The 20,806-nt window shown below is 68.5% G+C and carries 15 protein-coding genes; 3 read left to right on the top strand and 12 right to left on the bottom strand.

Annotated elements, in window-relative coordinates; genetic code table 11:
- Positions 1-31 precede the first annotated feature (31 nt).
- Positions 32-3,184: an efflux RND transporter permease subunit gene (locus LuPra_RS21285; protein WP_110172612.1), complete on the top strand. Its 3,153-nt coding sequence runs from the start codon at positions 32-34 to the stop codon at positions 3,182-3,184.
- A gap of 83 nt (positions 3,185-3,267) precedes the next feature.
- On the top strand, positions 3,268-5,973 hold the full coding sequence (locus tag LuPra_RS21290) for a protein kinase domain-containing protein (protein ID WP_157899504.1): 2,706 nt from the start codon (positions 3,268-3,270) through the stop codon (positions 5,971-5,973).
- A gap of 15 nt (positions 5,974-5,988) precedes the next feature.
- On the opposite strand, the gene LuPra_RS21295 is transcribed toward LuPra_RS21290, so the two are convergent.
- The 12 genes from LuPra_RS21295 to LuPra_RS32175 form a co-directional block, all read right to left on the bottom strand.
- Positions 5,989-6,411 carry a hypothetical protein gene (locus LuPra_RS21295; RefSeq protein WP_110172614.1) on the bottom strand — a complete coding sequence of 141 codons (423 nt, stop codon included), beginning with the start codon at positions 6,409-6,411 and terminating at the stop codon, positions 5,989-5,991.
- Positions 6,412-6,428: 17 nt separating this feature from the next.
- On the bottom strand, positions 6,429-6,647 hold the full coding sequence (locus LuPra_RS21300; protein WP_110172615.1) for a hypothetical protein: 219 nt from the start codon (positions 6,645-6,647) through the stop codon (positions 6,429-6,431).
- Positions 6,648-6,706: 59 nt separating this feature from the next.
- Positions 6,707-7,924 carry a hypothetical protein gene (locus LuPra_RS21305; protein ID WP_110172616.1) on the bottom strand — a complete coding sequence of 406 codons (1,218 nt, stop codon included), beginning with the start codon at positions 7,922-7,924 and terminating at the stop codon, positions 6,707-6,709.
- 149 nt (positions 7,925-8,073) lie between these two features.
- Positions 8,074-10,743 (bottom strand): M14 family metallopeptidase, encoded by a 2,670-nt coding sequence (locus LuPra_RS21310; protein WP_162271461.1) that lies wholly within the window; start codon positions 10,741-10,743, stop codon positions 8,074-8,076.
- 218 nt (positions 10,744-10,961) lie between these two features.
- On the bottom strand, positions 10,962-11,438 hold the full coding sequence (gene folK, locus LuPra_RS21315) for a 2-amino-4-hydroxy-6-hydroxymethyldihydropteridine diphosphokinase (protein WP_110172618.1): 477 nt from the start codon (positions 11,436-11,438) through the stop codon (positions 10,962-10,964).
- Positions 11,426-11,914 (bottom strand): ferritin-like domain-containing protein, encoded by a 489-nt coding sequence (locus LuPra_RS21320; RefSeq protein WP_110172619.1) that lies wholly within the window; start codon positions 11,912-11,914, stop codon positions 11,426-11,428. Before LuPra_RS21320 ends, folK begins: the two co-directional genes overlap by 13 nt.
- Positions 11,911-12,234 (bottom strand): TraR/DksA family transcriptional regulator, encoded by a 324-nt coding sequence (locus tag LuPra_RS32170; protein ID WP_257724536.1) that lies wholly within the window; start codon positions 12,232-12,234, stop codon positions 11,911-11,913. Before LuPra_RS32170 ends, LuPra_RS21320 begins: the two co-directional genes overlap by 4 nt.
- An 86-nt stretch (positions 12,235-12,320) precedes the next feature.
- Complete coding sequence (locus tag LuPra_RS21330) at positions 12,321-14,861, bottom strand: ABC transporter permease (RefSeq protein WP_110172621.1); 2,541 nt, start codon at positions 14,859-14,861, stop codon at positions 12,321-12,323.
- The gene (locus LuPra_RS21335) at positions 14,862-15,569 is read right to left on the bottom strand and encodes an ABC transporter ATP-binding protein (RefSeq protein ID WP_110172622.1); all 708 of its coding nucleotides are present in this window, start codon (positions 15,567-15,569) and stop codon (positions 14,862-14,864) included.
- Positions 15,566-16,270 carry an arylesterase gene (locus tag LuPra_RS21340; RefSeq protein ID WP_110172623.1) on the bottom strand — a complete coding sequence of 235 codons (705 nt, stop codon included), beginning with the start codon at positions 16,268-16,270 and terminating at the stop codon, positions 15,566-15,568. The genes LuPra_RS21335 and LuPra_RS21340 overlap by 4 nt, the downstream gene beginning before the upstream one ends.
- On the bottom strand, positions 16,267-16,530 hold the full coding sequence (locus LuPra_RS21345; protein WP_110172624.1) for a hypothetical protein: 264 nt from the start codon (positions 16,528-16,530) through the stop codon (positions 16,267-16,269). Before LuPra_RS21345 ends, LuPra_RS21340 begins: the two co-directional genes overlap by 4 nt.
- A 113-nt stretch (positions 16,531-16,643) precedes the next feature.
- Positions 16,644-18,422: a TonB-dependent receptor plug domain-containing protein gene (locus LuPra_RS32175; RefSeq protein ID WP_162271462.1), complete on the bottom strand. Its 1,779-nt coding sequence runs from the start codon at positions 18,420-18,422 to the stop codon at positions 16,644-16,646.
- 97 nt (positions 18,423-18,519) lie between these two features.
- On the opposite strand from LuPra_RS32175, the gene LuPra_RS21360 reads away from it, so the two are divergent.
- Positions 18,520-20,778, top strand: a complete 2,259-nt coding sequence (locus LuPra_RS21360) for a S9 family peptidase (protein WP_162271463.1) — start codon at positions 18,520-18,522, stop codon at positions 20,776-20,778.
- Positions 20,779-20,806: the final 28 nt, after the last annotated feature.

A 20,806-nucleotide genomic window follows, 5' to 3' on the forward strand; every position in this document is an offset into this window, starting at 1 on the left:
CGCCACGACGGCCCGTCAGGACATTACGCCCATGAGTATTCCTCGCACAGCCATCGAGCGCCCGGTCACGATGTTCATGATCAGCGCGGTGATCGTGCTGCTCGGCGCGATTTCACTGGTCCAGCTTCCCGTCGATCTCCTGCCGGATCTGACGTTCCCGAGCCTGACGGTGCGGGTCGCGTACCCGGGGGTCGGACCGCGCGAGATCGAGGAGTCGATCACGCGACCGATCGAGCAGACGGTCAGCGCCGTCGCCGGCCTCGACCAGCTGAGTTCGACGTCGTCGGAAGGCAGCAGCACCACGCGACTCAACTTCGTGTGGGGCACCGACCTCGGCGAGGCCGCCGACGACCTGCGCAGCCGCATCGACCGCATCCGTGGCCGCCTGCCCGAGGACGCCGACCCGCCGGTGATCTTCAAGTTCGACTCGTCGTCATGGCCGATCATGTCGATCGCAGTCCAGGGCGAGGGCGACGTGGACCCCGTCGCCTTGCGTGAGATTGCCGAGCGGACGCTCTCGCCGCGCCTCGAGCGCGTCAACGGCGTGGCGGCCGTCACGGTCCAGGGTGGACTCCGTCGCCAGATTCGCGTCGATCTCTCGAAGGAGAAGATCACCGCGCTCGGGCTGCCGGTCGACCGCATCGTGCAGGTGCTGCGCACCGAGAACCAGAACATCCCGGTCGGCGAGATCAACGAGGGCACGCTCACGTACCTCGTGCGCAGTCCCGGGCAGTTCAACAACCTCGACGAGATCCGCAACCTCGTGGTGCTGACACGCGAGGGCGTGCCGGTCTACATGCGCGACATCGCCGAGGTGCGCGACGGCACGGAGGACTTCCGGCAGTTCACGCGCGTCAACGGCCAGCCGGGCGTGCAGATGCGCGTCACCAAGCAGTCGGGCGAGAACACCGTCGCCATCTCCGAAGCGGTGCACAAGGAAATCTCCCGCATCAACCGCGAGGTGCCGGGCGTGACGCTGTCGGTCTCCAACGACAGCGCCGTGTTCATCGAGCAGTCGATCGCCTCGGTCCGCGAGGCCGTGATGCTCGGCTCAGTGCTGGTCATCGTCATCATCTTCGTGTTCCTGCGCAGCTGGCGGTCGACGCTGATCATCTGCACGTCGATTCCGATCTCGATCATCGGCACGTTCGCGCTGCTCTTCTTCGGCGGCTACACGCTGAACACGATGACCTTCGGCGGGTTGGCGCTCGGCGTCGGCATGATCGTCGACGCCTCCATCGTGGTGCTCGAGAACACCCAGCGCCACCTCGAGATGGGCAAGTCGCGCAAGCAGGCGTCGATCGAGGGCAGCGAGGAAATCTGGAGCGCCATCCTCGCCTCGACGCTCACCCACGTCGCGGTGTTCGTGCCGCTGTTCTTCCTCACCGGCTTCTCGAGCGTGTTGTTCAAGCAGCTGTCGGTAGTGGTGGTGTTCTCGCTGCTGATGTCGCTCTTCGTGGCGGTCACGCTGGTGCCGGTGCTCTGCTCGCTACTGATGACCGAGCATGACGAGGATCAGGAACGCACCGGCATCATCGGGTGGATGTTCCGCAGCAGCGGCCGCTTCCTCGACGCCATGGACGCGCGCTACGCCCGCGTGCTTGGGGTTGCGCTCCATCATCGCCCGACGGTGCTGGCCGTGGGCGCGTCGCTGTTCGCGCTCGCGATCTTCCTGTCGCCGTACCTGAAGTTCGAGCTGATGCCGCAGACCGACGAGGGTGAGGTCCGTGTCGACATCGAGCTGCCGGTGGGCACCCGCGTCGAGCAGACACAGGCGGCGATCATCGAGATCGAGGACAAGATCCGGAAGGGTGTCCCCGAGGCGGTGATGCTGATCTCGCAGGGCGGCGGAGGCGGCGGCTTCATGGGCGGCGCCAGCACGCACCGCGGCGAGTTCACGATCCAGCTCAAGCCGAAGGCCGAGCGTATCCGCTCCAACGAAGCCATCGCGCAGGACCTGCGCCGACTGCTCACCGGCATCCCCGGTGTGATCGCGCGGTCTCGCGCCTCGGGCGGATCGCAGCTCAATCGCATCCTCGGCGGCAACCAGGACGCGCGCCTGTCACTCGAGATTCGTGGCTACGACTTCGACGACGCGCAGCGCCTGGTGAACGAGTCGGAGGCCCTGTTGCGCACCGTCCCCGGCATCGCCGACGTGCGCCGCGCGCGCCAGGACGGCCGCCCGGAACTCGCGGTCCGCGTCGATCGTGACAAGGCCGCGATCTTCGGCCTGAGTGTCACCGGCGTGGCCGACACGCTGCGCACGAACGTCGCCGGAACGCAGGCAGCCTTCTATCGCGAGCGCGGTCAGGAGTACCCGATCGTCGTGCGCTTGCGCCAGGAGGACCGCGAGCACGTGTCCGACGTGGGTGACGTCCTGGTGAGCGCTCCGGGCAATCGCGTGGTGCCGGCTCGCAGCCTGTTGACCGTGGAACCCGGCAACAGCCCGGTCGAGATCGAGCGGAAGAACCAGGAGCGCATCTCGCGGGTCAACGCGGAGCTCGAGGTCAGCCTCTCTGAAGCGGTGGCCAACGTCGAGAAACGACTGCCGGAGCTCAACGTGCCCGCCGACTTCTCGGTGGGCTTCGGCGCCGAGCTCGAGGAGCAGATCAAGGCCTTCACCCAGTTGAAGTACCTGCTGATCCTCGCCGTCATCCTCGTCTATGCGGTGATGGCGTCACAGTACGAGTCGTTCCGCGACCCGTTCATCATCATGTTCTCGATCCCGCTGGCGGCGATCGGCGTCGTCGGCGCGTTGTTGCTGACGGGCACGACCTTCAGCCTCCAGGCGTACATCGGCGTGATCATGCTGGCCGGCATCGTGGTGTCCAACGCCATCCTGCTCGTGGACTACACGTCGACGCTGCGCAAGCGCGACGGCATGGAGTTGTTCGAGGCCGCAACGACGGCCGGGCGCACCCGCCTGCGCCCGATCATCATGACCACGCTGACGACGATCCTCGGCCTCGTGCCGATGGCGTTCGAGATTGGCGAAGGCGCCGAGTTGCAGGCGCCGCTGGCGCGCGTGGTGATCGGCGGCCTGCTCGCCTCCACGATGATCACGTTGGTCTTCGTACCGACCGTCTACACGCTGTTCGAGCAGGGCCTGAAGGGCCTGCGCCGCACCCCGGCCGCCAAGAAGGCGACCGAACCCGGCGAGGCCGTCGCCCGCGTCGAGCTGTAGCCGCCGCTCTGAGGCGTCCGGATGTTGGTCCGGGCGCAGCTCGCTGGACACCGCCGCGTAAGTTGGATGACGATGCGGCCATCATGCGGCTTGGCAGTGGGACTCGGCTCGGCCCGTATGCGATCGAGTCCCTGCTCGGAGCAGGTGGCATGGGCGAGGTGTATCGCGCGCGCGATACGCGGCTCGATCGCGCGGTGGCCCTCAAGGTGCTGCCCGAGAATCTCGCCGCCGACGCCTCGCACCATGCGCGCTTCCAGCGCGAAGCACGAATCATCTCGTCACTGAACCACCCGCACGTTTGTGCGCTGCACGACATCGGCCAGCACGAGTCGCGACACTACCTCGTGCTCGAACTGCTCGAAGGCGAGACGCTGGCCGCACGCCTGGCGCGCGGGCCGCTGTCCCAGAGCCAGGCCGTCCGCGTCGGCGCGCAGATTGCCGACGCGCTCGCGGCGGCCCACCGCCACGGCCTCGTCCATCGCGACCTCAAGCCCGCCAACGTCATGTTGACGCCGTCCGGGGTCAAGTTGCTCGACTTCGGGCTCGCCAAGCCGGTCTCCGCGGAAGTCGTGGTCACGCCGCTGGCGGCCACGGTCGGCGGCGGCACACCCGCGACAGCCGAGGGGCAAATCGTCGGCACGCTGCAGTACATGGCCCCCGAACAGGTGCAGGGCCTGCCGACCGACGCGCGGACCGACATCTTCGCGCTCGGCGCGGTGCTGTACGAGATGATGACCGGGCGCAAGGCATTCGAGGCGCACACTCCGGCGGGGCTGATCGCCAGCATCATGCGTTCCGATCCACCCGCCGTGAGCGCAACCGTGCCGGGTACGCCGGGCTCGCTCGATGCCGTCATCGAGCGCTGCCTCGCCAAGGAACCAGGCGAACGCTGGCAGTCGGCGCACGACGTGAAGTTGCAGTTGGAATGGCTGCAATCGCATGCCACGGGCGCGGTCGCGTCTCCCCCGCCGGCGACAGTCCATCGGCGCGTCTGGGGCGCGTCCCTCGCAGCGGCGTTCGCAGGTGGCCTGGTGACCGCGACGCCGCTGGTGGTGGCGTTGTGGCGCTCGCCCGCCGGTCCTGTCGACCTGGTGCCTCGGCGCCTGGACATGGCGCTGCCCAAGGACGCCGCGCTGTGGACCGGCGCCATCCCGGATGTTCCGGAGATCTCGCCGGACGGCCGCTGGGTCGCGTACGGGGCGACGGTGAGGGGACGACGGCAACTGCACCTTCGGAGCCTGGCATCCACGGAGTCGAAGGTACTCCTGGACAACGAGGATGCGGCATTCCCGTTCTGGTCACCGGATAGCCGCGCGCTCGGGTTCTTCGCGCAAGCGAGCCTCAAGACGATCTCGATAGGTGGTGGGGCGGCGCGAGTTCTGGCGCCGGCCCCGGCCCCGCGCGGGGGGTCGTGGGGTGGGGGCCGGATCCTGTTCGCCTTGGGCAGAACATCCCCCACCCTTCCTGACCCGGGGGGCGCCGGCCTGTACACGATCCCGGAGACCGGGGGGGCGCCGCGACGCGCCGAGATACCGCCGCTTCCGGGAACACTCTATTTCCGGCCGCGCCTGCTGCCGGATGGCAGGTCGTTCCTCATCAGCACGTTCCCCGCGAATCAGCCCGCCGCCGCGCTCGAGGCGGCTGAGCGCGGGCATCAGGGGCAGAGCCTCCGCCTGGCGGCGCTCGATTCCCGAGAATCACGGCTAATCCCGGAGGTTGAGGGTCCTGCTTCGGCGCGGGCGCGGTTCGCCGTGGGCCACATGATCTGGGCGCGCGACGCGCAATTGTTGACCCGCGCGTTCGATCCTCGCAGCGGCCAGTTCACCGCGCCCGAGGTAGTCATCGCCCAGGGCGTTCGTGTGTACTCGGTCGCGCGCGACGGCACCATCGTCTTCCAGGCCCAGAGTTCTTCTCCTTTCACGCAGCCCACGTGGTTCGACCGCAAGGGTGTACGTGAGGGCACGCTTGCTGATCCGGACGCCTACGGCGGCCTGTCCCTGTCCCCCGATGGGCGACGGGCATCGGTGTGGATGGGGAGCAGGGCAGGTAACCAGGACGTGTGGGAGGTGGACCTGTCGACCGGCGTGCTCTCCCGCATGACGAGCGACCCGGCGATCGACAGTGATGCCACCTGGGCTCCCGATGGGACTCGTGTGGCCTTCACCTCCGCGCGGTCTGGCACCCTCGCGGTGTATGTGAAGGACGTCGCGAGTGGGCGCGAGGAACTGCTGGCCCCGATGGCGGGCAGGCCGCTGGTGGTGGACGGCTGGACCCCTGACGGCCGCGCCCTGGTGGTACGCCAGCCTGGGGGCCGCAACACGTACATCGTGACGCTGGACGCGGACCGCACCCTCCGCCCACTCGTGGCGAACGCCTTCACCATGGACGAAACGCAGGTGTCGCCGGATGGCCGATGGGCCGCGTACAACTCCGACGAATCGGGCGCCTGGGAGGTGTACGTGGCGCGCTTCCCGACGTTCACCTCTCGACGACGCGTGTCCACCGCCGGGGGTGTGCAGCCGAAGTGGCGCCGTGACGGGAAGGAACTCTTCTACCTGGCCCTCGACTCCTCGATGATGAGCGTGCCGATCGATACGAGCGCGGAGCTCACGGTTCAGCGGCCGATCAAGCTGTTCGACAGCGGCATCACACCCGATCCCGGCCTGACGCAGTACGGCGTCACGCCGGACGGTCAACGCTTCCTTGCCCTGGACCGCAGCGGGCGGGAGGGCGAGACCCTGACAGTCCTCCTGAACTGGCTCACGCCGGAGAATCTCGGCCGCCGCTGACGAGACCCGCGGGCTCTAGTCCGGGATGTGCGTTAACGCCGAGCGAGGCACCGACACGATCTCCTGTAGCCCAGCGATGCGGTAGGTGTTGGGCGCCGCATTGCCGCCCTGGCGGTACAGATAGATCGAATACAGACGGTGATCGGTCGTCACCAGGGCATACACCGAGCCGTTGCCATCGTCACCCACCTTGAGGGGGAACCCTCGCTCCTTCCAATGGGTGAACGGATTGAACCCGGCGATCAGCTGCGGTGCTGGAACCTGCTGGGTGAACGCTGCCCACGCGGCCTTCGCGGCAATCGACTTCTGGTCGGTGGGTTTCAAGAACGTGCCGACGTGGCCGACTGTCGTGACGCCCTCGTGGGTGTAGACCATGATCCAGCACCCACTCATCGGGCCCGTGAGCACGTCCACTCCGGCCAGGGGGGTCTGGGTCACCAGTCCGGGAATATAGGTCAGAAAATTGAAATTCCTCCTGCCTTCTGGTTCTGTCCGGCAACGATGCCACTGGTCTTCGTCCTGAAAAACAGCCCTTCAGACGAGACGGACTGCTCGATGGAAGACACCTTCGGGGGCTGATCCACGACGGTGCCCTCCGGGCCGGCGATGGCGGTCGCGACCGTCGCCAGCGGCATGGTCAGAAATCGCCCGACGATGAGTTTCTCTTCGAACACGGTTCACCTCGCCTCTTGGGCAGGATACGTGGCCCCTCCGAGGTCGGGCCACGGCCGGACTATAGCTGAAACACCAGAAAGGTACCGCGAAGGTTGGCGTTGCTTGCGGGCTTGGTCATCGTGGCCCGGTGACCGAAGGCATACACGAACTTCGGGTTGGCGACGAAACACGCCGCGCGCCATCCGCTGAAGCGCCCGAGGGCGCGGCCCGTGTCGGCGTAGAGCGCGAGCAGTTCCTCTTCGCCGTGCTCTCCACCGATGCGCACGCCATAGGGCGGATTGAAGCAGAAGACTCCCGGCCGCATCGTGCGCACCGCCGGCAGCAGGCGCGCGATGTGGTCTGGCGTCAGCCTTCGCACGTCCTGTTGCCCGATGACGATGGAGTGGTAGTACGCCGCCCCGGTCAGGCCCGCGGCACGCAGGTTACCGACCATCGCAGCGATGCATGCGGCGTCGGCGTCCAGCGCGACGATCTGTGCGACGGTCCCGGGGAACAGGTCCGGCGTGTCGTCGGGCAACCCCTTGAACGCGGCGAGATGGCGCAGCGGGAGTTCCGCCGGCCGACGAATGGCCGCGCCCACCGCGAGACCGGCCGCCTCGATCGGAATCGTGGCGCTGCCAGCCATCGGATCGACGAGCGGCTCGGTGCGCGCGTCCCAGCGTGACAGCATGATCAACTGCGCCGCGAGCGTCTCGCGCAGCGGCGCGAGCCCGGTGGCCACGCGCGCGCCACGCTGATGACGGCCGCCGCCGCCGATGTCGATGCCCACCACGGTCCGGCGCGCGTCAGGCGTCCCCGCACGGCGGACGACAAACACGACGTCCGGCGCGTCGCTGTCGACGTCGGATGCCACGCCGCGCGACGCCAGCGCCTCGGCAAGTGCGTTCTTGACGACACCTCGCAACTGGAGCGGCGACGCCTCGAAGTCGGAGGCGGCTCCGACCTCGACCGAGAAGCGGAGGTGCGGGCCGCCGGGGAGCCTGTCGTCCGACGAGAGCGCGGGCACCAGGTCGGCGAAGAGCGGCTCGAGACGCACGGCCGGACTGGAGCACAGATCCCAGGAGATGCGAGACGAAGTGCGGTGATGGCACGCCGCGACCCACGCGACGCGTGCATCGAAGGGATAGAGCAGGGTCTCTTCGCCCTCGCGCTTCGGCGGGTCGAGGCGCACGTCGAACGGCGAGCGCATCACCAGGCGCTTGAGCTCGGCCTCCATGACCCGATTCGCGCCACCGGAGCCGGTCAGGCGCACGTCGTGGTAACGCTGCGCGCCCACGTGTCGCACTCGTGTGTCATCTGGAGCAGGAGGATACGACGAACCGAGTTGGTAGGGCGCGTTGAAGACCCGCCGATGTGCGCCTGCGGCGCGCGGCGGGTTCACCGTACGCGCCGTGTCTGACTGTCGGGCCGCTCGGGGAGCGGCCCCTACCTTCCCACCATCAACGCATTGAACACCAGCTTGAACGTGCCATGCGTCTGGGCTCGATTCTGCGGACGGAAGCCAATCAGCACCACGCGACCCTTACCCTGCGTGACGACGACGGCCGCGGCCTTGCGTGCGATGACCTGCTCGCCGAGCAGCCACCCGCTCTGAAGCAGGTCGCGGTCCGCGTACGTCGCGAGAATGGCCACGTCCTGGCTGCGGTCGGTCGACGTCACCTCGTACACCTGGCTGCCTGACATGAACAACGCCAGCCCCTCTTTCGGCATGCCGTACGCCAGCGGGTGGTCGTTGGCGTAGCGCACACGGAGCGTCGATCCGGGCGACCAGAACTCCTTGGCGGACACGCCTGCGACGGCGTTGCGGAGCGGCAGCCCGAAGCGCTGCATCGGCAAGTCGCCTGCCTGCCCGAACGTCAGGAGCGTGCCGCCAGCCTCGACAAACGCCTGCAGCGCCTTCACGCCGTCGGCCCCGAAGCCGCTGCGGTACTCCGGCGGCGTGGTCCGCTGCGAGGCCCCTTCACCTCCCTCTCCCCCGCCACCGCCACGTGCGCCGGCCGGTGGATCCTCACCGGTCATCGCCGTGAGCGAATCGGCGGGCAGCACGATCACGTCGAACTTCGACGCCAGGCCCGGTGCCTTCAGGTCGGCATCACGCACCGTCGTGAACGGCACGTCGAACTGCTCGAACAGCAGCCGCGTCCAGCCTTCGTCCATGTTGCCGCCGCGATACCGCTGGAACAGGCCGATGCGCGGCGTCGCCAGGGTCGTGGTCTCCGACGTGAATGGCGCCGACAGCGCGGCGAACGGTACGCCGGCGCGTGCGGCGATGGCGGTCACGTCGCCCGGCGCGACGAGGAAATCGCCCTGGCGCACGCTGCCGTCCGCCGACGCGACCTGTGCGCGCCGCACGCCGATGCCCTTCGCGAGCAGGAGCAGGACGGCGCGGTAGCTGTCGTTCAGGCGTCCGTCGAGGACATACCCCTGCGGGGCGGACGGCGCCACCACCGACGGCGCCACGAGCGCCTCGGAGATTCTCGTCAGCGAGGCGACCGGCACCGGCTCACCGACGGGATCGCTGCGCACCCCCATGAACTCGCCGAACGTGTCCGTGGACATGTCATAGGGCCGGATCGGCGTGCCATCCCGCTCGCGCGTGTAGCTGTTGTCGGGATAGAAGGTGCGTCCGAGCATCCAGCGCACCAGCGCCTGCTTCGGCTGGGCCATCGAGACGACGAACGACCCCGGTCCGTAGACGCGGCCGTCGACGATCACCTGGGCCGTCGCCTCGTGCACCTCGACTCCCGACGCGAGCAGCATGTTCACCAGCTTGCGAACGGTCAGCGCGTCATGCTGCCCGGCCGGCAGCACGTACGCCTTGACCGGCCCGGTCGTGCCGCGCTCCACCTGCCGCGACGCCTTCAGGTACATGTTGTGGAGCACCGTCTCGCGGTTGCGCGCCGCCAGATCCACCGTAGCCCACGCCGCGATCTTCTGCTGTTCGACGATGTCGCGCACGCGCCACCAGCCGCCGGGCCACACGCTCGGCATGTTGGTCTGCGGCGCATACTCCGGCAGGTTCCGAGGACCGCCACGCAGTTGATCGGGATGCAGGAACATCGGCGTCGCGAGGCGTGCGCTGGCCGACTCGGTCAGCATCCCGGCAATGTTGTGGAACGGCGTGATCCAGTGGAAGCCCATGTGCCCCCAGCCGGAGTAGATGGCCGCGCCAACGACGCCCGTCTTGCCCGCCGCCTCGAGTTGCGTGCCCATGTGGGCGCCCCACCAGGCCATCTCGCGCCAGACCAGCGGATCGCCGTCGGGACGGATCGGCTCGGCGTACGGCGGAATGTACAACCGCGCGTTCGTGTTCCCCATCTGGTGGTGATCGACGTAGGCCTGCGGCATCCACTCGCGGTACAGGATCCTTGCGAGGTTGCGAGATTCGGGCAGGTTCAGCGCGAAGCCGTCGCGATTGTTGTCGTGCCCGGCATAGGTCTGGTAGAGCCACGGCAGCGGCGTCGCCTCGAACTCGGTGCCGACGTACTTCATGTACCAGTCGGCAATCATCTGCGTGCCATCGGGATTGATCGACGGCACGACGATGCTGATCACTTCGTCCCGGATCCGCGTCGCTTCACCATCGTCGCGCGTCACGCTGTCGTAGACGAACTCGGCGGCCGTCTGCGCGGCGGCCACTTCGCTCGAATGCAGGCCGAACGTCTGGATGATGACGGCGCGGCCGTCCCTGGTCGCCCGCTCGATGTCTGCCGGTGCGGCGCCGCGTGGGTCGGCGAGGATGGCATTCAGCCGCCGGTACTCGTCGAGCCGCGCGAGGTTGGCCGGCGAGGAGATGAACAGCGCGATGTACGGCCGGCGCTCACTGGTGATGCCGAGTTCGACCAGTTTCACGCGGTCAGACGACTGCGCGACGGCGCGGTAGTACTCGAGGAGGCGATCCCACGTGGCCAGCTTGCGATCGGCCCCCATCCGGTACCCGAAGAACTGCTCTGGCGAAGGCGTCGCCGTCTGTGCCTGCGCGGCCAGCGAGGGAGACCAGAGCGACGACCCGGCCGGCTGCCGCACGCCGGCCAGCGCACTGGCGGCCACGACGAAGGACAGCGCGCGGATGACACGCACACGGGGGCGGAGCATGGCGGATTCTAGCCCCATGCCAGCGCCACGTCGGGGCAGCGGCCGGGTGGCGCGCGTCGACCTGAAGGTCGACGCCTACAGACTTCGGCTGAGCCGTCCAACGCCGCAAGCAAGTCGTCGCACCAGGGGGACACCGGGCACCGACGACTCATGCCTATGCTTCGAGCGCTCCGCGCACGACTGTAGCTGCCGACCTAGGTCGGCAGACCTGGGTCGATTCAGATCGGCGGGAGTTCGTGCAGGAGGTCCGACACGGAACGCCCCGAAACGGGATCCACCCAGTCGCCGGCGACCTCGGCGAGGGGCTGCAGGACGAACACGCGATCGCGAAAGCGGGGATGGGGCACCCGTAGGCCGGGTTCGTCGATGACGAAGTCGCCGTACAGGATCAGGTCGAGGTCGAGTGTGCGGGGAGCGTTGACGAACGGCCGCTCGCGGCCGGCAGCTTCTTCGATGGCCTGCAGTGCCTCGAGCAGCGAGCGTGGGCCGAGCAACGTCGTGCCGACGACGACTTCGTTGAGGAAGCTGGGGGCGTTCGGAGGGCCACCGACCGATTCTGTCTCGTAGCGGGCGGAAGCGACCGCACCGCTCAGCAGCACCGCGAGGCGTTCCTCGGCCTGGTCGAGTTGCTCATCGCGGTCGCCGAGGTTGCTGCCGAGGGCGATCGCGACGGGAACACGCGCTATTCCACCCACCGGACCGACATCACGCCGTCGCCCGTACTCGCACCTTCCATGCGGCGGCCGAGGAGGTCGTCACGCCCCTGCAGCGCCAGTTCGAAGAAACGCAGGTGCTCGCGCATCTCGCCGAGCATCAGCGTCAGCATGGTGCGGTGGCGGGCGTTGGTGATGCCCTCGATCCGTCCAGCCCACTTGTCCACGAAGGCCTGCTGCTGGCGCGCATCGTCCTGGAGCACCGCGTCCTCGCGCGTCTTGCCCTTACCTGCGGGCACGGTCAGCGCCGAGATGCTCGAGTCGGGCGTGCCGCCGAGATCTTCGAGGGCCTTGCGCACCCACTGCAAGTGATGTTCCTCGCGGCCAATCACATACTGGTAGGTGTTGTTGAACTCGTAGTCGGCGATCGCCTGGGCGCCCTTGATGTGGCGGTCGAACAGGGCGAGACGCTCGCGGTAGAGTTCCTGCAGCAGTGACAGCGTGGCAGACAGCTTCACTTCTGTTTCTCCTTGCAGGTGATGCACGAGCGCGTCCACGGAATGGCCCGGAGTCGCGCCGCCGAGATCATCTCGCCGCAGTCCTTGCACACTCCGTACGTGCCGCGATCGATCCGCTCGAGCGCTTCCTCGATCGCCTGCATGATCTTGGCGTCCGTGGAGCGCAACTTGAGCGCGATGTGCACCTCGTTGATGCCGTCGGCCTGGTCGGCCATGTCGCCCTGGCGACTGTTGCCCATCATCGAACCAATGGGCTTGAGGCCCTCACCGGCGAGCAACTCGCGCCGCTTCTTCAGGAGGGCTTCCTGGAACTCCGACATATCCACCGTTAGTACTCCACCCTGCCGACGTTTCCGGCAGGAAGCTAAGCGAAGCATGTTAGCACCTCCCCCGAAGAACCGATGGGCTACTCGGCGCGGAGCACCGCAAGTGGTCGCCGCCGGACGACGTCGAGGCTGGCGAGGACGCCGACCGCCCCCACCACCGCGGACGTGAGCACGACACCGAGGACCAGCGTCAGCGGCGCCGGATGCCATGGCATCTCGAACAGGTATCGCGACAGCGCCCAGCTGAGGACGAGCGCTCCGGCGGCACCCACGAGCCCGCCGAGCGCACCCAGGCCCAGGTATTCCATCGCCACCATCGCCATCACCGTGCGCGGTGTCGCGCCGAGCGTCTTCAGGATGGCGGATTCGTAGAGCCGCTGGAACCGGGTCATCGCCACCGAGCCGATCACGATCAGGATGCCGCTGAACAGCGCGAGCCCACCCACCGCGGTGATTGCGAGTGTCACGTTGCCGAGGATCCCCTGCGCGGCCTTGACCACCTCGCGCACGTCCACCGCGGACACGTTCGAGTGGGCATCGACCAGGTCGCGCTGCAGCCGCGCACGTGCCTCGGGGCTGTCGGGTGCCCGCAGCACGCCCATGAATCCGTGCGGCGCCTTCTCCAGCACGCCGGGCCGGAAGACGAACATGAAGCCGCCGGTGCGCATGTCGTTCCAGTCCACGTCACGCACCGACGTGACCTTGGCCTCGATGACCCTGCCGAGCACGTCGAAGCGCACGATGTCGCCCATCTGCAGTCCGGCGTTGCGGCGCAGCGACTCCTCGATCGACACCTCGGCCATGCCCTCGGCCGGTGTCGCCCACATCGCGCCATCGACCAGCGTCTCGTTGGCCTCGAGGCGGGCGCGATAGGTGATCACGAACTCCCGGCCGAGCCCCTGCCGTCCCTGCACGCCTTCGATGCCGTCCACCTTCTCGGTCGTGCCGCGGACCCCGGTCACGCGCGCCCGCAAGACCGGAATCAGCCGCAGCCCGGCCGCCCCCGGGGTGGCCTTGATCACGCGCTCGACATCGGCCGCCTGATCGCGCTGTACATCGAGCAGGAACATGTCCGGCGCATCGGGCCGCAGGTCGACCGAGAACTGGTCGAGCAGCGTCGCCTGCACCAGGCGCACGCCGAGGATGAAGAACGCGCCGAGGCCGACCGCGAGCAGGATGACTCGCGTCTGGTTGCCCGGACGCGCCAGGCTGAGCACCGCGTGGCGAAGGGCGAACACGCGCGTGCGACGCAGCGGCCGGACGGCGCGGACGACCAACGCAGACGTGCCGAAGAGCGCGGCCGTGATCCCGAGCAGGCCGATCGAGACGATCGCGCCCGCCTTGAGCGAGGCCGCCTGCCATGACGCGACGAGGGCCAGGGCGATGCCGACGATCACGACCGTCGCCCACTGCACCCAATCGATGCGGCGCAGACGACCACCGAGCGACGTGCGGGCCGACTCGTCCCGCAGCAGCCATAGCGGCCGGACGCGCCGCACTTCCAGCAGTGGCACGAGCGCGAACAGCAACGAAACCAGGACGCCGATCGCGACGGCCTGCGCGGAGGCTTGCGGCGTCAGGCGCGCATCCAGCCTGTCGAGACCAAAGATGCCACCTGGCAGGAACCGCAACGCGACGGCGCCGAGCACCAGCCCGAGCAGGCTGCCGAGCAGGCCGAGGGTGGCCACCTGCGCGATGTAGATGCCGAGAATCTGCCGGCTGGTGGCGCCAAGACACTTCATCACGGCGATACTGCGCACGCGCTGCCCGATGAAGACGCGGGTCACACTCCAGACGCCGATGCCGCCAAGCACCACCATCACGAAGCCGATCAGGCTCAGGTAGTTCTCGGCGACACGCAGGTCTTCACCGAGGCGGTCTTCGGTCGACCTGTACGAACGTGCCGACACGAAGCTGCCCTTGAACTGCGCACGCACGCCTTCGACGAGCGGCTCGATGCCGGCCTCGTCCACCCGCAGGAGGATCGCGAACCTGGCCCGGGATCCGAACGACAGCAGCCCGGTCCCTTCGAGGTCCCGTCGCGCGATGATCACCCGCGGACCGAGGCTGAACATGCCCGCCCGCCGGCCCGGCTCACTTTCGATCACGCCGCGGATGGTGAAGGTGCTTTCGCCGATGCGCACCTTGTCGCCGACGGCAATTCCCAGTTGCACCAGCAGCTCTGGCCGCACCAGCACGCCCTGGTCATCCAGCAACGCCTGCGTGAACCGCTGCCCGCCACGCAGCACGAACGTGCCGTACAGCGGATATCCCGAATCGACGGCCTGCAGCTCCGCCATCCGCGCGATGGGCTTGCTCTCGTCCGAGGGCCGAACCATCGTGGCAAATTCGACGACTTCCACACTCTGCCGGACCGGCGCCTTCCGGATCGCGGCGTCGACCTTGGCGCGGACATCGGCTGGCCACGGGCGGTTGGTCGAGAAGACCACGTCGGCAGCCGTCAACACCCGCGCCTGGCCGACCAGCGCCGCGCGCACGTTCTGGATCACCGACCTGAGCGCCGCAATCGCACCGACGCCGATGGCGACGCAGAGGAAGAAGAAGAGGAGGCGTCCCCAGGCGGCGCGTAACTCGCGCCACACCATGCGCAGGGTGAACACTCAGCGACCTCCGGCCACGGCGGTGACCGGGCCAGCGTCGCGCGCGAGGCGCTCGACGATGCGGCCGTCACGCATGACGATCTGCATGTCGGCTCTCGCGGCCAGTTCGCGATCGTGTGTCACCAGCACGAGGGTCGTGGAGCGGCTGCGATTGACGTCGAAGAGCAGATCGATCACGTGCTGGCCGTTGCTCGAATCGAGGTTGCCCGTCGGCTCGTCAGCCAGCAGCACCTTGGGCTCGTTGGCGAGCGCACGCGCGATGGCGACACGCTGCTGCTCGCCTCCCGACAATTGCGATGGGTAGTGATGCGCGCGCGCGTCGAGGCCCACCTCGTGCAGCAAGCGCGTAGCGCGTGGGTGCGCGTCGGTCGCGCCGGCGAGTTCCATCGGCACGAGCACGTTCTCGAACGCGGTCAGCGACGGCATCAGGTGGAAGAACTGGAAGACGAACCCGATCAGCCTCCCGCGCAGGCGGGCCAGCGCGTCCTCGCCGAGGCTGGTGATCGACGTGCCATCGATGCGGATCTCGCCGGTCGTCGGCGCGTCGAGCCCCGCCATCAACCCGAGCAGCGTGCTCTTGCCGCTGCCGGAGGGGCCGACGATCGCGAGGCTCCGCCCGGCAGGAATGGTCAGGTCGAGTGAATGGAGGATGGTCAGGGGCGATCCGCCGCTGTCCACGGTCTTGGAGACACCGTGCAATTCGATCATGTGGTCGCGAGGGCGCGTGTGAGCAGGGGCTTCAGTGAGTGCCAGATGAGGTCGGCCACGCGCCGCGTCCCTTCCTCGTTGGGGTGGATGCCGTCGGCCTGGTTCAATGCCGTATCGCCAGCGACGCCGGCCAGCATGAAGGGGATGAATGCGACGTCGTGCTCGGTGGCGACCGTGACGAATGCGTCGCGGAACTCGCGCGTGTACTGCGGCCCGAAGTTCGGCGGCGCTTCCATGCCCAACAGCAGCACGGTGATGCCGCGGCCCTTGGCCATTCTGATCATCTGCGAGAGGTTGTCCCGCATCTGATCGACGGGCAGGCCGCGCAACCCGTCGTTGGCCCCGAGTTCGATCACGAGCACCTTCACATCGCCGTCCAGCGCCCAGTCGAGCCGTCGCAGGCCACCCGCGGTCGTATCGCCAGACACGCCTGCGTTGACGACCTCCGCGTCGAGCCCGGCGGCGGCGATCTTCTGCTGCACCAGGGCCGGCCACGCAACGTCGGGCGCGAGGCCGAGCCCCGCGGTGAGGCTGTCGCCGAGCGCGACCACCCGCGGGCGAGCGGCCGGCGCCGCCGGCGCGGGCGCAGCGGCCGCGGTGCCGCTGGCCGTCGCGGCGGCCTCGCGGGTCGCGGGGTCACGCTGGCACGCGCCGACCCCCAGCGCCCCGATCATCACCAGCAAGAGTCCTCGTCGTCTCATGGGTTGCTTACCGCTTCCCGGGCGGCGGCAATGCGGGCCTCGACATCGGCCAGGGCTGTCTCCAGCATGCCGCGGTGCGCCGGACGGCAGGCGCGTTGGAGGTCGGCGAGCACGCGCGCACGGACGAGTTGCAGCGACACGAATTCACGCCGCCGTTCGGCCTCGGCCTCCGGGACTTCGGGCGCCGCGTCGGCCACGCGCTGCTGCGCTGCCGCCTCCTGCCGCTCCTCGACCGACTTGCTCTCCCAGCCCCTGGCCATCGTCCACCTCAATTGCAGAATTGCAAGAATTGCAGAATTTCCTACCGCACGCGAAGCGCCGACGCACTGAGTTGATGGTGCAATTGTGAAGTTGTGCCATTCCGAAATTACGGTCATCTGACCGAGATCCCCGCCCTGCCCCATCGCCCGGGCATCTCCACACCGCGGATCTCTTCGTAGTGCTCGTCGCCAAGGTTGGCGACCTCGACAAACGCGGTCACGCGACGGATCGGACGGGCCAGCCGGGCGTCGACCGTCGTCCACGATGACCGCCCGACCGGCCGCCGGTGCTCGAGCCGCAGCCCGGTCGAGAACGACCACGGCAATTGCAGCGCGAGATCGCCGCCGACGCCATGCGGGGCGTAGTCGTCCACGTATTTCGACAGCCCGACGAGCCGATCGGTCTCGACCGAGGTCCAGGTGTACTGTGCGCCAAGCGCGACCGGACCGTGCTGCCCCCGCACGAACGCCTCGACACCGTGACTCCGCACGTCGCGAATGTTCTCGGTCCGCCAGCGGACCGTCGCATCGGGCCGCACCCAGTCGATCACGTCGCGCTCCCGCCGCACGAATCCCGTAAGGGTGCCCACCCACGTGCCGCCGAGGTAGGTATCCACGCCCGTGTCAGCGGTCCACCCGTGCTCGGGCTCGAGTGCGGTGTTGGCGCGATGATTCGGGTCGGTGTAGAACCGCTCGGTGAACGTCGGGACCCGGAAGGCCCGCCCGATGCTCGCCCGCCACTTCACGCGCGGCTGCACGGGCAGGGCCATCGCCAGCGACGGGCTGACCGCAGTCCCGAACGTCGAGTACGTGTCGACCCGCGCGCTCGGGTACAGCAGGAGACGGCCAAGGCGGGCCTCGAGTTCGGCAAAGCCACTCAGTCGGCCCTCGTTGCGGTCCCCGAGCGCCGACGAACGGAGCCAGTCCGCCGTCGCCTCCAGCCCGGTCGTGAGCCGCAGCGACTTTGTCAGCGGACCACCGAGGCGCACGCCACCGCCCGCGACATGTGTGCGATGCCGGTTCGGCTGGGTGCCGAGCACGCGTGGGTCGTAGAGGAACTCGTCGCCGTGGGTCCGGTACCAGGCGTCGCTCGTGAGCGTCCACTCGGGCCGCACACGCCGCTGATCGCGCGCCGACACGAGTGTCTGGATCGTCGACTCCCGCGACGGCGCCGGCCCATAGAAGCCAGCCGCACCGAAGTCCTTGTCGAGGTGCGAGACGGCCACCGTGGTCGCGCCGAAGCGCAGGTCCATGCGCACCTGCTGGTGCAGGAAATCCCGCGCTGGGGCGAACCCGGATGATCGATCGACCGAGGCACTGAGGCCGGTCAGCACGTCCAGGGTCGCCGGACGCCACGCGGCGCCAGTCTGCACGAGCCCGTAGTCGCCCCCGGCGAGGCGTGCCGACGGAGCCGACGGGTCACGCCTGGTGATGATGTTGATGACACCGCCCACGGCATCGGCGCCATGCAGGGACGAGCCCGCGCCGGCCAGGAGTTCGATGCGGGCGATGTCCTCGAGTGCCACCGGCAGGTCGCCCGAGTGATGCCCTGTCTGCGGATCGTTGATGCGGACGCCGTCCACGAGCACGAGCGTCTGGCCGAAGGACGCCCCGCGCACGCTGATGTCAGTCTGCGACCCGTACGGGCCGCGTTGACGGACCCACACGCCGGGCAACAGGCGGAGCGCGTCGGTCACCGAGGCGACAGGGAGACGCGCCAGGTCGTCGGCGGTGACGACCGCGAGCGTGCGTCCGACCGCGCCCTCCGTCGCCGGGGCGGCGGTGCCTGTCACGACGACTCGCTCGCTGACCGTCGGGAGAGGAGACTGGGCCGCGGCCCCGGTCGCTGCCGCGGCGCTCACGACGACCAGCACGGCGGCAGCCACGTTCACTGCACCGATTGTACCGTCGCCCTGCGATACACTGGGCGTTTGCGGGTACGGCCGACCTCCAGCCGATGCCGATCTTCGCCGTGAAAGGGCTGTCTCCGTGTCGCAGCGTCTCCTCGCCTCGCTCCTTCTTGCCGGGCTCGTGCTCCCCTCCCCGGCGCTCGCGCAGACGCGAGGCAAGCAGTGGTTCACCTACGACGAGGCCTTCGGTGGCACCGGCCGCTCCGCCGGGCAGGCGGGACTCCGGCCACTCCCCCAGGTGACCGGCTGGCTCGACGCCGAGCACTGGCTCGAGGTTCGCGAGGGCAAGGTGTGGAAGGTGCGCGCCGCCGATGGCACCGCTACCCTGCACCAGGACCCGGCGACCCTGACCCAGGTCGCACCGACCGGGCTCACCAACAACCCGGTGGCGGCGCGCACCGGCGACGACGCGTTGCGGATCTACGTCGTGAGCGGCGATCTCTGGGCCGTTGACGTACCGGCCCGCACGAGCTTCCGGCTCACGCAAACCGCGGGCGTCGAAGAGAACCCGACGCTGTCGCCCGACGGCAAGCAGATCGCCTACACGCGCGGCGGCAACCTCTTCACCTACGACCTCGGGGCGCACCTCGAGCGCCAGCTCACGAGCGACGGCAGCGACACCATCCGCAACGGCTATGCCTCGTGGGTGTACTTCGAGGAGATCCTCGGCCGCGCCAGCAATTACCGCGCCTTCTGGTGGTCGCCCGACAGCACGCGGCTTGCGTTCCTGCGTTTCGACGATGCGCCGGTGCCGCTGTTCCCGATCTACTGGGCCGACGGACAGCACGGGAAGCTGGAGCAGCAGCGCTATCCGAAGGCCGGCGACCCGAACCCGTTCGTGCAGGTCGGCGCGGTGGCGGCCGGCGGCGGCAAGGTCACATGGATGCAGTTTCCGCCCGAGGCGGATCACTACCTGGCCTGGCTGTCCTGGACGCGCGACAGCGCGAAGGTGCTCATCCAGTGGATGAACCGCGAGCAGGACACGATTCGCGTCCTGCACGGGGATCCCAGGTCGGGCGCCGTGGCGACGCTGTTCGAGGAGAAGCAGGCCGCCTGGGTCTCGTGGTTCGAGGATCTGACGACGCTCGCCAACGGCGATCTGCTCGTGAAAACTGACGTCGACGGCTGGGACCACTTGTACGTGCACGCCGCGGACGGCACCAGGACGCGGCAAATCACCAGCGGCGCCTGGCGCGTGCGCAGCATCCTCCGCGTGGACGAGGCGGCCGGTGTCGTGTACGTGATGGCGCAGCCCGGCGCGATCGGCTCGACGTGGAACACCGAGGTCCGCAAGGTCCGGCTCGATGGCTCGGGTGTCGAGACGCTGACGACGATACCGGGCACGTACACGGTGCGGATGGCGTCCGACGGCCAGTACTTCCTAGCGACCCGCTCCAGCGTGACCGACCCGCCGGTGATGACGCTGTACAAGACCGACGGCACGGTGGTGCGCGAAGTCGCGTCCGCGCGCGGCGACACGACCGCGACCTATGCCTGGGGCAAGGGCGAGGTCTTCACCATTCCCTCGGGCGACGGCTACGACCTGCCGGCGGTGTGGGTCCTGCCGCCTGATTTCGATCGGAAGAAGACGTACCCCGTGATGGTGAGCATCTACGGCGGTCCCGATGCGGGCACGGTGCGCAACAGCTGGGCGTCGACACAAGCACACTACTGGGCGCAGCGTGGCGTGATCTGGATGGCCGTCGACCATCGCGGCAGCGGCCACCACGGCAAGAAGGGCGTCGCGCTGATGCATCGCAACCTCGGAAAGTGGGAGATGCACGACTACGGCAAGGCGGCCGACTGGTTGCGCGCGCAGCCGTTCGTGGCCAGGGACCGCATCGCGATCACCGGCGGCAGCTACGGTGGCTACACGACGCTGATGGCGCTCACGAAGGACGCGCCGGCGTTCAACATCGGGCTCGCGCACGCCCCCGTGACCGACTGGCGCCTGTACGACACGGTCTACACCGAGCGGTACATGGATCGCCCGAGCGAGAATCCGGACGGCTACCGCGACGGTGCGGTCCTGACCTACATCGACAAGTACGTCGGCGGGCTGCGGCTGACGCACGGCACCATCGACGACAACGTGCACATGCAGAACTCGATGCAAGTCGTCGACTGGCTGACCGCGCACGACAAGCCGTTCGAGCTGATGGTCTATCCCGACTCCCGCCACGGCCTGCAGGCGAGCCAGCGGAAGCACTCGGCGCGCGAGGCGCACGACTTCTGGGTGCGCACGTTGTTGGGGGGCAAGTTGCCGACGGCTCCGGCGGCAGCGCCCGTCGCCAGACCCGCGACCGGGACCGCCGCGGGCGCGTCGCCCGGGTTCTGATGGGGCATGTGTAGGCGCCGGACTTGTC

This window comes from Luteitalea pratensis, assembly GCF_001618865.1.
In the GTDB taxonomy this organism is placed as follows: domain Bacteria; phylum Acidobacteriota; class Vicinamibacteria; order Vicinamibacterales; family Vicinamibacteraceae; genus Luteitalea; species Luteitalea pratensis.

Excerpts from the sequence above, each read along its gene's own strand:
- LuPra_RS21345 (WP_110172624.1), bottom strand. The coding sequence starts at position 16,530 with ATGGCCAGGGGCTGGGAGAGCAAGTCGGTCGAGGAGCGGCAGGAGGCG.
- LuPra_RS21335 (WP_110172622.1), bottom strand. The coding sequence starts at position 15,569 with ATGATCGAATTGCACGGTGTCTCCAAGACCGTGGACAGCGGCGGATCG.
- LuPra_RS21340 (WP_110172623.1), bottom strand. The coding sequence starts at position 16,270 with ATGAGACGACGAGGACTCTTGCTGGTGATGATCGGGGCGCTGGGGGTC.
- LuPra_RS21285 (WP_110172612.1), top strand. The coding sequence starts at position 32 with ATGAGTATTCCTCGCACAGCCATCGAGCGCCCGGTCACGATGTTCATG.
- LuPra_RS21290 (WP_157899504.1), top strand. The coding sequence starts at position 3,268 with ATGCGGCTTGGCAGTGGGACTCGGCTCGGCCCGTATGCGATCGAGTCC.
- LuPra_RS32170 (WP_257724536.1), bottom strand. The coding sequence starts at position 12,234 with ATGTCGGAGTTCCAGGAAGCCCTCCTGAAGAAGCGGCGCGAGTTGCTC.
- LuPra_RS21310 (WP_162271461.1), bottom strand. The coding sequence starts at position 10,743 with ATGCTCCGCCCCCGTGTGCGTGTCATCCGCGCGCTGTCCTTCGTCGTG.